Origin of the sequence: Actinomadura decatromicini (genome assembly GCF_008121305.1) — a bacterium.
Taxonomy (GTDB): Bacteria; Actinomycetota; Actinomycetes; order Streptosporangiales; family Streptosporangiaceae; genus Spirillospora; species Spirillospora syzygii.
The window spans coordinates 860,733-875,378 of record NZ_VSRQ01000001.1; the positions used below are offsets into that span (position 1 = coordinate 860,733).

The 14,646-nt window shown below is 74.9% G+C and carries 11 protein-coding genes; 6 read left to right on the top strand and 5 right to left on the bottom strand.

Annotated elements, in window-relative coordinates:
- Nucleotides 1-21 precede the first annotated feature (21 nt).
- Both pqqB and pqqA read right to left on the bottom strand, forming a co-directional pair.
- Entirely contained in the window at nt 22-921 is a 900-nt protein-coding gene (gene pqqB, locus FXF68_RS03250; RefSeq protein WP_148757380.1) for a pyrroloquinoline quinone biosynthesis protein PqqB, read from the bottom strand.
- A gap of 10 nt (nt 922-931) precedes the next feature.
- On the bottom strand, nt 932-1,249 hold the full coding sequence (gene pqqA, locus FXF68_RS44690; RefSeq protein WP_148757381.1) for a pyrroloquinoline quinone precursor peptide PqqA: 318 nt from the start codon (nt 1,247-1,249) through the stop codon (nt 932-934).
- A gap of 17 nt (nt 1,250-1,266) precedes the next feature.
- Here pqqA and FXF68_RS03260 point away from each other — a divergent pair, with 17 nt between their 5' ends.
- The 3 genes from FXF68_RS03260 (at nt 1,267) to FXF68_RS03270 (ending at nt 5,674) form a co-directional block, all read left to right on the top strand.
- Complete coding sequence (locus tag FXF68_RS03260) at nt 1,267-2,319, top strand: glucose 1-dehydrogenase (protein WP_148757382.1); 1,053 nt, start codon at nt 1,267-1,269, stop codon at nt 2,317-2,319.
- Nucleotides 2,320-2,446: 127 nt separating this feature from the next.
- On the top strand, nt 2,447-3,403 hold the full coding sequence (locus FXF68_RS03265) for a DUF5954 family protein (protein WP_148757383.1): 957 nt from the start codon (nt 2,447-2,449) through the stop codon (nt 3,401-3,403).
- A 150-nt stretch (nt 3,404-3,553) separates the two neighbouring features.
- Nucleotides 3,554-5,674, top strand: a complete 2,121-nt coding sequence (locus FXF68_RS03270; protein WP_187437691.1) for an ATP-binding protein — start codon at nt 3,554-3,556, stop codon at nt 5,672-5,674.
- Here FXF68_RS03270 and FXF68_RS03275 read toward each other — a convergent pair.
- The 3 genes from FXF68_RS03275 to FXF68_RS03285 are packed head-to-tail and all read right to left on the bottom strand — an operon-like array spanning nt 5,593 to nt 8,596.
- Nucleotides 5,593-6,156: a hypothetical protein gene (locus FXF68_RS03275; RefSeq protein WP_148757385.1), complete on the bottom strand. Its 564-nt coding sequence runs from the start codon at nt 6,154-6,156 to the stop codon at nt 5,593-5,595. The two genes, FXF68_RS03270 and FXF68_RS03275, sit on opposite strands and share 82 nt — an antisense overlap.
- Entirely contained in the window at nt 6,156-7,400 is a 1,245-nt protein-coding gene (locus tag FXF68_RS03280; protein WP_148757386.1) for a hypothetical protein, read from the bottom strand. The genes FXF68_RS03275 and FXF68_RS03280 overlap by 1 nt, the downstream gene beginning before the upstream one ends.
- 2 nt (nt 7,401-7,402) lie before the next feature.
- Complete coding sequence (locus FXF68_RS03285; RefSeq protein WP_148757387.1) at nt 7,403-8,596, bottom strand: hypothetical protein; 1,194 nt, start codon at nt 8,594-8,596, stop codon at nt 7,403-7,405.
- Nucleotides 8,597-8,848: 252 nt separating this feature from the next.
- Here FXF68_RS03285 and FXF68_RS03290 point away from each other — a divergent pair, with 252 nt between their 5' ends.
- The 3 genes from FXF68_RS03290 to FXF68_RS03300 all read left to right on the top strand — a co-directional run bounded on the left by FXF68_RS03290 (nt 8,849) and on the right by FXF68_RS03300 (nt 14,599).
- Complete coding sequence (locus FXF68_RS03290) at nt 8,849-11,995, top strand: AfsR/SARP family transcriptional regulator (RefSeq protein WP_148757388.1); 3,147 nt, start codon at nt 8,849-8,851, stop codon at nt 11,993-11,995.
- 371 nt (nt 11,996-12,366) lie between these two features.
- Nucleotides 12,367-13,185 (top strand): SAM-dependent methyltransferase, encoded by an 819-nt coding sequence (locus tag FXF68_RS03295; protein WP_148757389.1) that lies wholly within the window; start codon nt 12,367-12,369, stop codon nt 13,183-13,185.
- Between the two features lie 106 nt (nt 13,186-13,291).
- On the top strand, nt 13,292-14,599 hold the full coding sequence (locus FXF68_RS03300) for a phosphodiester glycosidase family protein (protein WP_148757390.1): 1,308 nt from the start codon (nt 13,292-13,294) through the stop codon (nt 14,597-14,599).
- Nucleotides 14,600-14,646: the final 47 nt, after the last annotated feature.

Genomic DNA, 14,646 nt, shown 5'->3' on the forward strand with positions numbered 1-14,646 from the left:
CGGCGCTCGTTCGGTCGGCGCTCATACTTCGATCACCGCTCCCTCTCCGGCGACCTCGATCCCCGCCGCGGCGAGCCGCCGGTGCCCGGGGTCGTCCGGGTCCACGAGGGGGTTGGTGTTGTTCAGGTGCGTGTAGAGGCGCCGCTCCGCGGGCAGCTCGCCGAGCCGCTCGACGGTGCCGTTCGGGCCGGTGATGGGCAGGTGGCCCATCTGGCTGGACGTCTTCTGCCCGATGCCGGTGCGGCGGGGCTCGTCGTCGTCCCAGAACGTGCCGTCGACGAAGACGCAGTCGGCGTCGCGGACGGCGCGCTCGAACTCCTCCGGCCAGTCGGCGAGGGCGGGCGCGTACACGGCGACCTTGCCGTCCCGCCGGTCGCGGACGCGCAGCGCGACCACCCAGGCGTCGTCCGGCTCCCTCAGGTCGGCGGCGTACCGGGGCCGTTTGCCCGACACGCGGACGCCCTGGATCTCCAGCGGCCCGCCGTCGATCGGCTCGGTCTCCTTCTGCGGGAGCGTCGTCCAGGAGACGCCCGCGTACGGGCCGAGGACCGCGTCCAGCCGGAGGCAGACCGACAGCGCCGACCGCACCGTGCCGGTCGCCGCGATCCGCAGCTCGGACGCCTCCCGGAGCCGGGCGATGCCGAGCGTGTGGTCCAGCTCGGCGTCGGTGAGGATCACTCCGGCGACCGGCGTGGCCCGCCGCTCCGGGCCGGGATGCAGGGCCGGATGGTCCTCGATCTGCTCGCCGATGTCGGGTGTGGCGTTGACGACGTACCAGCGGCCCGCCCCGGCCTCGACGGCGATGGAGGCGTGCCGCCGCCGCCAGGACGGGTTCGCGCGGGCGGCGGCGCACCCGGCGCAGGAACAGTTCCACTGGGGCACGCCGCCGCCCGCGGCGGTGCCGAGGACCAGCACGCGCATCGCGGGTCGGTCAGCCCTCGTCCGTCAGGTAGGCGGTGACCTCCATGGAGGTCTCCACGATCTCGTAGTCGGGAGTGACCCAGGTGTTCTCGGTCATGGTGCACCTTCCTCTCGGTTGCGGGGCCGGGCGGGCACGCCCACCCGGAGGCGCACCGAATCGTAAGGACGCGCCGGACCGCATTCCGAGGACGTGCGTGCCAGACATCATGAACTCCGTGCCAACCCGCCGCGCGCCTTCCGGCGGCGCCGTGGGCGCGAGTTGACCGGAACGTTGAGGCCCGGCGCGACAGACCGGGACGATCGTGGGTAGGTCAGGGGCGCTCACCATTCGGGAGGAGATTCGGCATGCGCGCCCTGACCGTCGAGCCGCCGAAGCGCGGGTCGCTGGCCGTCGTGGACGTCCCGGACCCGGAGCCCGGTCCGGACGACCTGCTCGTGGACGGCATCGCCGTCGGCGTCTGCGGCACCGACCGGGAGATCGCGGACGGCGACTACGGCAGCCCGCCGCCCGGCCGCGACCGGCTCGTCCTCGGGCACGAGTCGCTCGGCCGGGTGCTGGAGGCGCCGTCCGGCAGCGGGTTCTCCCCCGGCGACCTCGTCGTCGGCGTCGTGCGGCGGCCCGACCCGGAGCCGTGCGGGGCGTGCGCGCACGGCGAGTTCGACATGTGCCGCAACGGCCGCTACACCGAGCGCGGCATCAAGGGGCTGGACGGCTTCGCGAGCACGACATGGGCCGTCGAGTCCGCCTACGCGGTCGCGCTCGACCCGCGGCTCGCCGAGGTCGGGGTGCTGATGGAGCCGACGTCCGTCGTCGCCAAGGCGTGGGACCAGATCGAGAAGGTCGGCGCGCGGGCCTGGTTCGAGCCGCGCGTGGCGCTGGTGACCGGGGCGGGGCCGATCGGGCTGCTGGCCGCGCTGCTCGGCGTCCAGCGGGGGCTGGAGGTGCACGTCCTCGACCAGGTCACCGAGGGGCCGAAGCCGGGGCTCGTCGCCGACCTCGGCGCCGCCTACCACCACGGCACGCTGGACGACGCGGTCGCGGTCGCGACGCCCGACATCGTGATCGAGGCGACGGGGGCCTCGGAGCTCGTCCTCGGCGCGATGGCGAACAACGCGCCGTACGGCGTCGTCTGCCTGACCGGGGTGTCGCCCACCGGGCGGATGCTGCACGTGGACATGGGCGGGCTGAACCGCGACATCGTCCTGGAGAACGACGCGATCATCGGGTCGGTGAACGCCAACCTCGGGCACTACGCGGCCGCCGCCCGAGCCCTCGCGAAGGCCGACCCCGGCTGGCTCGGCGGGCTGATCTCGCGGCGCGTCCCGCTGGAGCGCTTCGCGGACGCCTTCACCCGCCACCGGGACGATGTGAAGGTCGTCATCACCCTGGCCGACTGACCGCCGCGCGGCCCCGGCTCTTGATCGAAAAAACAATTCATAATTAACCGCAGAAATAGGGCAAGCCGGGCCCGCGATATACGGAAAATCATGCGGTGAACGGGTACGGACGGCCAGGATGCGGGGCATGACCTTCCCGCTCATGCACGGGTACGACCACATCAATGTCGTGGCCGCGCTCGATCCGGTCGCGGCGGTGCGCGACCGGGAGCTCGGCGAGCGAATTCTGGAATACCCGAAGCTGCTCCCCGCCGGGTCCCCCGAGTTCGGGCACGCCGTGCAGGAGGACGGGGAGTGGCGGATCGGGTCGCTCGGCTCGGACGACCCGTCCTCGGCCAGATACGGCCTCGCCTTCGACCTCCGGACGGCCGCCGCCGACGAGCCGGACCCCGGCACCGCGGAGGCGATGCAGGCCGCCGCCGCGCGGCTCGACCCCGAGGAGGGCGACCAGCTCGCCAAGGACGAGTGGGAGCTCGGCCCCCGCCGCTACCGGATCGTCCGCGCGGAGAAGTTCATGCTGATCGGCGACCGGGTGATGGAGCCACCGCGCGCCACCGACGCCGACCTCGCCGCCGACGGCCTGCTGCGCGGCCACCCGCTCGACCCGGCCGCGCCGTGCGGGCAGTGGGAGGCGCAGCTGCGGCTGAACCTCGTCGGGTACATGCCGGTCGCGGGGACCGTCCCGGACGAGGTGCGCGCCGAGGCGCGGCACGCGATCCGCACGCACCCGGGCGTCGTGCTGCTGCCGCCGACGTTCGTCGTGGTGGAGGTGGCGGGCGACGCCTGGTCCCCGATCACCGGCGGGGACGCCCCGCACGAGGCCGTCGACCGGCTCGCCCGGCACTTCACCGACCTGCTGCCGAGGCTGCGCGAGTTCCAGGGCGACCCGGCGTCCGCCGAGGAGGTGGCCGAGTGGGAGGCGCTCGCCGCCGGGGTGCGGGCCGCGACCGGGCACCGGATCGTCGTGCGGGGACGCGAGTTCCGCACCGTCCGCGTGTCCCGGATGCTGCGGCTCGGCCGGGACGGCCCGGAGGCGCCCCGCCCCTGCGACCAGGCCCGCTACGGCCTGAACGCGGAAGCCTGACCCAGGTGCCCGATCCGGGCGCCTGACCGCCATTCTTACAGGCCAGATCAACCAATTCATGCACGCTTTAATTCCGGCCGCGCTATCAGCGGGTAAGGTGCGGACGAGGCGGTCCGCTGCCGAGCGGACGCTGATGGGATGGATGGGATCGTGCAGTCTCCCGACGAACCGGAAATCCGCGCCAACGAGCTCACCGGGACAATAGCGGGCTCCAGCGTCCAGGCCGGTTCCATCACGGGCGGCGTGCATATCAACACCGGGCTTCCGGCGTCGCTTCCGTCGCCCGCGCAACTCCCGGCCCCCGGATTGTTCGCGAACCGGCACGGCGAATTGGCGGAATTGCGGGCGCTCGCGGACGGCGCGGGCCTCGTGGTCGTCAACGGCCCGGGCGGCGTCGGCAAGACGACGCTCGCGCTGGCCTGGCTGCACGAGGTCAAGGCCGACTACGAGGGCCAGTTGTTCGTCGACCTGCGCGGCTTCTCGGGCGCCGAGCCGCTCCCGCCGGACGAGCCGCTCGGCCGCTTCCTGCGGGCGCTCGGCGCCGGCGCGGAGAGCGCGCCGACCGGGGTGGACGAGCAGGCCGCCCTGTTCAGGTCGCTGACCAGCGGCCGCCGCCTGATCGTGATGCTCGACAACGCGGCGTCGGCCGCGCAGGTCAGGCCGCTGCTGCCCGGCGCGGGCTCCTCGCTGGTCGTGGTGACGTCGCGGCGGCGGCTGTCCGGGCTGGTGGTGGACGGCGCGCGGTTCCTCGACGTCCCGCCGCTCGGCACCCGGGGCGCGCTGGAGCTGCTGGAGCGCCTCATCGGCCCGGACCGGATCGGCGCGGAGCGCGAGCAGGCCCGGTCGCTCGTCGCGCTGTGCGGGACGCTGCCGCTCGCGGTCTGCGCGTCCGGGGCCCGGCTCGCCGCCCGGCGGCGCTGGCCGATCGCCCGCGCGGTCGCGGAACTCGACGACGAGGCGCGCCGGCTGGCGGCGCTGCGCGCCGGTGAGGACGACATCTCCGTGGACGCCGTGTTCAACGCCTCCTACCAGGCCCTCGACGAGCCGCACGCGCGGGCGTACCGGCTGCTCAGCGTCCATCCGGGGCCCGACCTCGGGCTGGCCGCGGCGGCGTCGCTGCTCGACCGCGGCGCGGAGGCCGCGCGGGAGCTGCTGCAGGGCCTCGTCGAGGCGAGCCTCCTGCTGGAGGACGCCGACGAGCGCTACCGATTCCACGACCTCGTCCGTTTGCACGCGCGGGACAAGGCGCGCGAACCGGGCGCGGAGCCGGAGCGCGCGGCGGCGTTCGCGCGGCTCGCCGACTGGTACCTGACGACGGCGGTCGCCGCCGACCTCGCGCTGCTGCCCGGCCGCTGGCACCTCGGCCCCCGCTACGGGGCCGTCCGCCGCGAGGACGTCTTCCCCGACCGCCGGGAGGCCGTCGACTGGCTCGAACGCGAGCACCAGAACCTGTCCGCGGTGGCCCGCGCGGCGCACGACGGCGGGCTGCACGCGATGGCGTGGCAGCTCTGCGAGGCGATGTGGCCGCTGTTCGTCCAGCGCAAGCACTACCGGTCGTGGATCCGGACGCACGAGCTCGGCCGGGACGCCGCCGCCGCGTGCGGCGACCGGCGGGCCGAGGCGCGGATGCTCGAAGGGCTCGGCACGGCCCACCTCAACCTCCGCGACACCGCCGCCGCCCGGCCGTGCTTCGAGGCGGCGCTGGAGCTGGAGCGGGCGACCGGGCACCGGCTCGGCGAGGCGTCCGCCCTCGAAGGGCTCGGCAACGCGGCGCTCGCGACCGGCGACCCGTCCGGCGCGGCCGAGCTGTTCGGCGCGGCCCGCGACGTGCACGCCGAGCTGGACCGGCCGCGCGGCGTCGCGCTGATGCGGCGGCACCTCGGCGAGGCGCTCAGCGCGGCCGGCCGGCACGACGCCGCGATCGAGACACTGACCGACGTCCTCGCCACCTTCACCGAGCTGGACGAGCCGTACCACCGGGCCCGCACGCTGACCTGCCTCGGCAGGGCGCGGCTCGGCGCCGGGCGGCTGGACGAGGCCGCGCACGCGCTGCGCGGCGCGCTGGAGATCTCCCGCGCGGCGGGCGCGCCGCACGTGGAGGCCGACGCGCTGCTCGACCTCGCCGTCGTGGCGGCGCGCCGGGGCGACGCGACGGCCGAGCGCCGCGACCTCGAACGCGCCCTCACGATCTACGCCAGGCTCGGCTCGCCGCAGACGGAGGCCGTCAGGCGGCGGCTCGCCGGAACGCCGCCCGCCTCCTCCGGCGCCTGACCGCGGACGACCGTGAGCCGCGCCCCGGCCAGCGCGGCCGGCGGACGGCCCGAGCACACCCACAGGTGCAGGGCGGACGCGCAGCGCGCCACGTCGTCGTCGCCGCACGCGCCGCCGCCCGCGACGGGGACGAGCCGCGCCCGCCACCCGCGCACCGCGAGGAGGCATCCCCGAGGCGAGGCGACGGCGAGCACCAGGCACCCGGGGAAGTCCCCGGGGCCGCCGCCGCCCGGCCGGCGGACGATCACGTCCGCGCACGACAGCCAGGCCCACGACGTCACGCCGGGCCCGGCCACGAGGTGCTCGTCGGCCGCCGTCCCGTCCAGCCGCGCGGCATCGCGGACGGGTGAGCGCCGCAGGTGCACGAACAGCGGGGCCGTCCCGGCGGCGTCGATCAGGACGCCCTCCGCGCCGGAGCCCCGCCGGGCGCGGGGCCCGGCAGGGTCGTCCCAGGCGCGGACGAGCGCGACGTCCGCGCCCATCACGCCGCCCGCAGCGCGGGGAAGGGCACCGAGCCCGGCATCGGGACCGGGGTCACGTCGGGCGGACGGTCCCGGTCCGGCAGCCGTAACAGCCGGTACATCTCCCCCCGGATGAGCCGGGCGGCCTGCCCGGGACGCGAGCTGAGGTCGTGCCGGAGCGCCTCGTGCACCAGCGGCCCGTAGGCGTGGACGGCGTCGTCCACCTGCGGCGGCAGCGGCCGGTCCCAGTCGACGCGCGGCGCGACCGCGCCGAGCCGGGCGACGTGCGAGCCGGGCGCGACGCTGTCCTCGGGGAAGGCGCCGAGCAGCGCCGGGACGCCGAGGGCCGCGCCGTAGCAGGTCACCGAGCCGTGGTCGCCGATGACCCGGTCGGCGGCGACCAGCGCGGCGCGCCAGCCCTCCTCCGGCGGGACCAGCCGGACGCCGAGCCGCCGGCAGTCCGCGTACCACGACAGGATCTGCCGCCTGCCGTGCCACGTCCAGATGTGCGGATGGAGCGCGGCGACGACCTGGTACCTGTCGCGCGGCAGTTCCGCCGCGATCCGGTACAGCCGCTCCGGGTCGCCGCCGAGCAGCGAGTCCGGGCACCAGGTCGAGCTGACGAACACGAGGCACTGGTCCGGCCGGACGCCGAGCGCCGCGCGGTACGTCTCCCGGTACGGCACGCTCGCCACCAGCCGGTCGAGGCACGGGTCGCCGCCGACGAACGCGACCGGCAGCGCCTCCGGGCACTCGCGGGCGAGCCCGAGCAGGTGCCGGTCGTGCGGCAGGACGACCGACGACGGCACCACCCGCCCGGCGACGACGAGCCGTTCCCGGATCAGCCCCGTGACGGGGCGCTCCGCGGGCGGGCCGAGGCCGGGGCGCCGTCCGAGCAGCTTGCCGGGCCCCGAGCCGTGCGGCACGGTCAGGACCGGGGCGTGCAGGTTCTCCAGCATGCCGTGGCTCGCCGCGACCACGAGGTCGAAGCGCGACCGGACGGCCTGCGACCAGGGCATGACGAACCCGCCGAGGTCGCGGAGGAAGTCGTCCAGGCCGCCGGTGAACGGCGACGCGGGCGCGGCCGTGTAGGCGACGGCCACCCGGCGGTCGCTCTCCAGCAGCGGCAGGACGTCCGACAGCCGGGTCGCGGCCGTCAGGTGGTGCGCGACGGCGAGGACCGTGCGCCGCGCGGGCAGCGTCGATCCGCGCCGCGCGTCTAAACCGAAGGGACCGGACGCCCAGGCGTCCATCGTGCAGTCCATGCTCAACCTCCCTGGCAGGCGTGGCTCGGGCGGCCCGCCGGGCACACCCGCGCGGACGAAGTGGATGAAGTGGACGGAACGGACGGGGCGAACACGGTCTCGATGCGGTACGGCGGCGGCACCGGGTCCGCGACCGGGATGGTGGCGGGCTGCGGGAGCCGCAGCAGCCCGTACATCAGCCGGCGCATGTTGCGGTCGAACCGGCCGGGCGCGGAGGTGATCCGCTCCGCCACCGGCCGGACGCGCTCCGGCCGCCACCGCCCGGCCGCCTCGGCGAGCTGCGCGGCGACCGGGCGGTCCGGGACGAGCCGGACGGCGCCGTCCCAGCCCTCCCCCGCGTCCGGGGCGGCCCCGGCGAGCAGGACGGGGACGCCGACGAGCGTCCCGTACCGGGTGACCGGGCCCGGCGCGCCGACGATCCAGTCGGCGGCCACGAGCGCTGCGCGCCAGTCCGCGTCCGGCGGCAGGAGCCGCAGGCCGTCCCGCAGGTGGGCGCCCAGCCCGGGGGCCCCGGCGTCCCAGGCGCCGGGGCCGGGCTCCGGGACGCCCAGGACGTGGTAGCCGGACGCGGCCCCGCCGAGCAGGCGGCGCACGACGTCCAGACGTTGCGCGACGTCCGCCGACCGGCAGCGCGCGCCCGCGCAGGGAAGCGTCGCGTCCGGGAGCGCGACCACGGCGAGCCGGGCGCGCTCCCCCGCGCCGAGCGCCCGCCGGTAGAAGTCGCGCAGCGGCAGGCTCGCCACCAGCCGGTCGTGCGTGGCGTCGCCGACCACGACCGACGCCGCGCCCCGGACCGGGCGGTCCAGGTCGTGCGCGCACGCGTACACGGCCCGCGCCCCGCCCGGCACGGGCCGCGGCGTCCCGGGCCGGACGACCAGCGGGGCCCCCGCCCCGGCCGCCTGCGGCGACGCGGTGACGGCGAGGCCGAAGCCGCCGCCCTCGGCGTCCCGCCGGGACAGCGGCGCGGTGCCCGCGTCCCGGAGCATCGCCTCCACGGCGGCGGCGGACGGCCCGGGAGCCGCCGCGCACACCACGCGCAGCCGCGGGTCCGCGGCCGCGAGCCGCGCCACGTCGAGGGCGGGCTGCCCCGGCACGGGAGCGCCCACCACGATCAGCACTGTGCGCCGGTCGCCCGGGCGGCCCCACCAGCCCGGGTCGACGCCGGTCAGGGCCCGACGCCATTCGAAGCCGGACATCTTCGCCAATGAACCCCCTTTGACCTTGGATGCGGGAACCCGCTCTCCTCCGTCGCAGATCGAAATGACCTGCCCTCCGCATTCGAGTGTCGATCGGCGAACTTGACGAAAACTTGCAATCGTCCTGACTTGGTAAGTTGTCCGTCCCATGGTGGCCATGGGAGACGTGCTCGGGCCTGGCCATTGCGGACGGATGATGCAAAAATCGGCTCAGGAGGAGATTTCCACAAAGGGGCACCTGTGGAGTTCCGCGTGATAGGCCCCGTTGAGCTGTGGACAGACGGCCGGCGGCGCGACCTCGGAACGACGAAGGAACGGTGCGTCCTCGCCGTCCTGCTGCTGAGCCCGCGGCAGCCGGTGCCCGCCGACTCCCTCATCCGCCGCGTGTGGGGCGACCGCCCGCCCGCCAAGGCCAAGCAGGGCCTCTACACCTACATGGCCCGGCTGCGGGGGCGGCTCGCGGACGTCGACGGCGCCGCGCTGGTGTCCCGGCAGGGCGCCTACCTGATCGACGTGCCGGACGAGTCCGTCGACCTGCACCTGTTCCGGTCGCTGCGCATCCAGGCCAGGGCCATCGCCGAGAGCGGCGACGACGAGTACGCCCTCGACCACCACCGGCGCGCGGCCGAGCTGTGGCGGGGCGCGCCGCTCGCCGACCTGACCGGCGACTGGGCGGAGCGGACCCGGCAGACCCTGGAAGAGGAGTACCTGGCCGCCGCGATCGAGCGGATCGACATGGAGCTGTACCGCGGCAACCACTCCGACCTCGTCCAGGAGCTGGCGGAGCTGGCCGAGCGGTTCCCGCTGGACGAGCGGCCGGCCGAGCGGCTCATGGTCGCGCTCTACCGGTGCGGGCGCCCCGCCGAGGCCCTGGACGTCTACCGCGCCGCCCACGACCGCAACGTCGAGGAGTTCGGCACCGACACCGGGCCCGCGTTACAGGAATTGCAGCAAAAGATTCTGCGCAATGATCCGGCGCTGCTGCGCGTTCCGCGGACGCAGTTGAACGTCGATCAGCGTCCGCACAATCTGCCGCACGACCAGGGTTCCTTCGTCGGCAGAGAGGAAGAGCTGCGGCGCCTCCTGGACGCGGCGCCGACCGTCCGCGAAGCGGATTACGCGGCACCGCCGACGGGTTCGGTGACGACCGTAATCGCCATTGACGGAATGTTCGGAGTGGGAAAGACCGCGTTGGCCGTCCGGTTGGCGCACCGGCTCGCGGACCAATTCCCGGACGGCGCCCTCTTCCTCGAACTGCACGCGCACGACGCCCGGCAGGAGCCGGTCGACGCGGCCGCGGCGCTGGACACGCTGCTCCGCATGATCGGCGTGCCCGCGACCCGCGTCCCGCGCTCGCTGGACGAGCGGTCCGCGCTGTGGCGGTCGCGGCTCGCGGGCGGGCGGCTGCTCCTCGTCCTGGACGACGCCGCGGGCCACGAGCAGGTGCGGCCGCTCCTGCCCGCGTCCGCCGGGTGCCTGGTGGTGGTGACCAGCAGGCGGCGGCTGACCGGGCTGCACGACTCGGTGCCGCTGTCGCTGGACGTGCTGCCCGTCCGGGACGCGATCGCGCTGTTCATGACCATCGCCGGGCCCGGCCTGGAGGGCACCGACGCCGACCTCGCCGCCGTCGTCGGGCGCTGCGGGCGGCTGCCGCTCGCGGTCCGGATGGCGGCGAGCAGGCTGCGGCACCGCCGCGCGTGGAGCGTCGGCGACCTGCTCGCCCGGCTCGGCCCCGGCGACCGGCGGCTGGACGAGCTGCGCGTCGAGAACAACGAGATCACGGCCGTGTTCGAGGTCTCCTACCGCGGGCTGCCGGCGCAGCTCCGCGAGGCGTTCCGGGCGTTCGGGCTGCATCCGGGGCCGGACCTGACGGCGGCGGCCGCGGCGGCGGCGCTCGGCCGTCCCGTCCGGGAGGCCGAGCGGGTGCTGGAGGAGCTGCTCGACCGGCACCTGATCACCGAGCCGGTCAGCGGCAGGTGCCGGTTCCACGACCTCGTGCACGACTACGCGCGGCGGCTCGCCCGCGACGTCGACCCGGAGGACGAGCGGCGCCGGACCGTCCACCGCATCCTCGACTACTACCTCGCGGCGGCGGACCGGGCGGACCGGCTGCTGTCCCCGCAGCGGCGGTCGGGCCGCGTCCTGATCCGCTACCCGGCCCCCGAGCTCCCCGAGTTCGAGGACGAGGCGCAGGCCGCGGCGTGGCTCACCGCCGAGCACGACTGCCTGCTGAACGCCGCCGCCGAGGCGGACCGGAGCGGCCTGCCCGCGCACGTCGCCGGGCTCGCCCACGCCCTCGCCGGGCACCTGGAGTCGCGCGGCCTGTGGGACGCGGCGGCGCGCCTGCACACCCGCGCGATCGCCGCGCTGCGCGGCCTGGACGACGCGCCCGGCACCGCCCGCGCGCTCGCCGACCGCAGCCTCGTCCGGTTCCGCTGCGGCGAGTACGGCGCCGCGCGGGACGACGCCGAGGAGGCGCTGGCGATCCACCGCGCCACCGGCGACCGGCACGGCGAGGCCGACGTCCTCGGCCATCTGAGCCTGGTCCACTGGCACCTGTCGCGTTTCCCCGAGGCGCTGGAGCGCTGCCGCGAGGCGCTGGACATCCGCCGTTCCATGGGCGACCGGCACGGCGAGGCGCGCAGCCTCGACCACGCCGCCATCTTCCTCGAATTCACCGGCGACCACCGGGAGGCGGAGCGGCTGCGGCTGCGGGCGATCGACATGTTCACCGAGTTGGACGACCCGCGCGGCCGGACGATGGCGCTCAACAACATGGGCGATCTCCTGCTCCGCATGGGCAACGTCGACCGGGCGGTCGACTACTACGAGCGGACGGCCGCCGCCGCGGCCGAACTCGGCCGCCAGCACCAGGCGATCTCCCTGATCAATATGGCCAACGTGCACCGGCACACCGACGAGCCCGAGCCCGCGCTGCTGAATTACCGGAAGGCGCTCGCCATCTCCATGGAGATCGGCGACAAGCGCAGTTCTGTCGAGACGCTGATCGGCATCGGCGCGACCCTGCACAATATCGGCCGATTTCGCGAGGCGCTCATTCACCACGAGCGGGCGTTGGTCATTTCCCGCGCCATCAGCGAACGTTATGAGGAGACCCTCGCGCTCCGCCATCTTGGTGAAACTCTCGCGGCGTCCGGCCGTTATCCGGCGGCCGTCGACCATCTCCGGCGGGCGCACGCCTTGGCGACCGAAATAGGGGTGCCGTTCGAGATAGGCAAGGCGCTGGAGGGGCTGGGCACGGCGCTGCTTCACGTGCAGGGCCAGGAAGCCGCCCACGAGCACTGGCGCGACGCGGTCCGCGTGTTCGAGTCCATCGGCCTCCCCACCGACGACCTCCGTGGACGTCTCGCCGACTCGGACGAGATCACCGGCACCTAGGACAAACCACCCGTAACCATGCCAAGCAAAGTGGTAGGGGGACTGATCCCCTGATGATCCGAAATCTGCCACGCTGCCGGGACGGACCCGCTACAGTCAGGCGAAAGGCCGGGAAAGCCCCGGATTGTAGTGATAGATAGGAAAACTTCTTGCTTAAGCGCGTTTTCCTCGTGGCCGCCCTCGCCGCGACCACCCTGGCGGTGACCGCGGCCCAAGCGAGCGCAGCTGTGCTCGTCCACATGACGTAGCGGCGGTCAGCTCCTGGGCCGGGTGGGGTGGAACGTCCCACCCGGCCGCATTGTATCTCGCGAAGATCTTCCGGCCGTGGGAAACTCGCGGCGTCCACGACTTCCCCGCGTTGGAGGGACCCCATGACGGGGCATCCGGAGATCGACACGTCCGTCCCGCATTCGGCGAGGATCTGGAACCACTGGCTGGGCGGCAAGGACAACTACCCGGTCGACCGCGAGGTCGGAGACGACTTCGTCAGCATCTTCCCAGGCCAGGTCGATATCGCGCGCCATTCGCGGGCGTTCCTCGGCCGCGCCGTCCGGTACCTGGCGGGCGAGGCGGGGGTGCGGCAGTTCCTCGACGTCGGCACCGGCCTCCCGACCGTCGACAACACGCACGAGGTGGCGCAGCGCGTTTCACCCGACGCCCGCATCGTCTACGTCGACAACGACCCGCTCGTCCTCGTCCACGCCCGCGCACTGCTCACGTCCACGCCGGAGGGCGCCACGGCCTACGTGGACGCCGACATCCGCGACCCGGACGCGATCCTCGCGAAGGCCGCCGAGACCCTCGACTTCGACGAGCCGGTGGCGCTGCTGCTGCTCGGCATCCTCGGCCACCTCACCGACGAGGAGGACCCGGAGGGCGTGCTCGGCCGCCTCGTCGCGGCGCTCGCCCCGGGCAGCCACGTCGTGATCAACGACGGCACCGACGTGATCGGGACGCCCGGCGCGGACGGCGTCGACGAGAGCGCCCGCGCCCGCGCGATCACCCGGTACGTCCAGGCCGGGGGCGTCGCCTACAACCTGCGCTCGCCCGAGCGGATCACCGGCTACTTCTCCGGCCTGGAACTGCTGGAGCCGGGCGTGGTCACGGTGTCGCGGTGGCGTCCCGAGCCGTCCCCGTTCGGCGAGCCGCCCGCGGTGGACGCCTTCTGCGGGGTCGCCCGCGTCCCGTGACCGGGGCAACCCGAACTTCGAAATCTGTTGAGCCGTAGAACGCCCTGCCTTAATTCGCCATGCGTCATGATCAGCGGGCCGGTTACCCGTTGAGAGGAGCGTCGCGGTGCGAAGAGTGCTGGTCGGAGTGGTCGCCGCCGGGGTCGTCGTGGCCGGGGTCGTCCCGGCGTCCGCGGGCGCGCCGCCGCCGCCGGGAGCGCGGGGCGCGGACGGCGCCGGTTCGGGTGAGCGGCCGGACGCGCGGGCGCGGGCGCTGCCGCCGTCCGCCCGGGTCGGGACGCCGCGGTTCACGTCGTCGAGCAGTCCCGCGCCCGGCGTGGAGTTCCGGACGTTCGAGACGACCGGCGTCGGCGGCCCGGTGGTCGGCTACCTGGTGAACGTGGACCTGCGCAGTCCGGGCGTCCGGGTGGGCCTGCTGCATCCGCCCGCGATCGCGCAGCGGCAGACGGTGTCGGAGATGGCGGAGGCCCAGCGGGCCGTCGCCGGGATCAACGGCGACTTCTTCAACATCAGCGAGACGCATCCCGGGGTGCCGCCGACCGGCTCGTCGTCCGGCCCCGAGGTGGACGGCGGGCGGCCGCTCAAGGGCGCGGTGCCGGACGGCCAGCGGTTCGGCCCGGCGCTGCCGCCCGGCACGTCCGCCGAGGACGTCGTCGGGATCGCCGCCGACGGCCGCGCCCGCGTGGAGCGCCTGCACCTGACCGGCGTCGTCCGCACGGGCGGCGGCGGGAGGAAGGGCGTCGAGCTGCCGCTGCGCGGCCTCAACCAGTACGCGATCCCGGTCGGGAGCGCGGGCGCGTTCACCGCCGCCTGGGGCGCGGTGTCGCGGCGGCGCGCGGTCTGCGGGACGGACACCGCCCGCAACGCCCCGTGCAGCACCGAGACGGCGGAGGTCACCGTCCGGCGGGGCGTCGTGACGGCGGTGGCGGACGAGGTCGGCGCGGGCGCGATCCCCGCCGACACGGTCGTGCTGGTCGGGCGCGAGAAGGGCGCGGACGACCTGCGCCGCCTCCGTCCCGGCGACAAGGTGAAGGTCGACTACCAGTTCGCGACCCGCTACCGCTTCGCGGTGGGCGGGTTCCCGATCCTGCGGGACGGCGAGCCGCTCCAGGGCCTCGACCCGAAGGGCCCGGCCCCGCGCACGGCCGCCGGGGTGAGCCGCGACGGCCGCCGCGTGCTCCTCGTCGTGGTCGACGGACGCTCCGCCGAGAGCGCCGGGTTGACGGTCGCCGAGCTGGCGTCCCTGCTGGACGAGGTCGGCGCCGACGACGGCGTGAACCTCGACGGCGGCGGCTCGTCCGCGGTCGTCACCCGCGACGGCGACGAGATCGACGTCCGCAACGTCCCGTCGGACGGGAACGAACGGGCGGTCGCGAACGGCATCGGCGTCTTCACCGACGCCCGCCGCCGCTGAGAGCCGCACACAAGCGAAGGCGCGGGCGGCGCCGTGCACGACGCCGC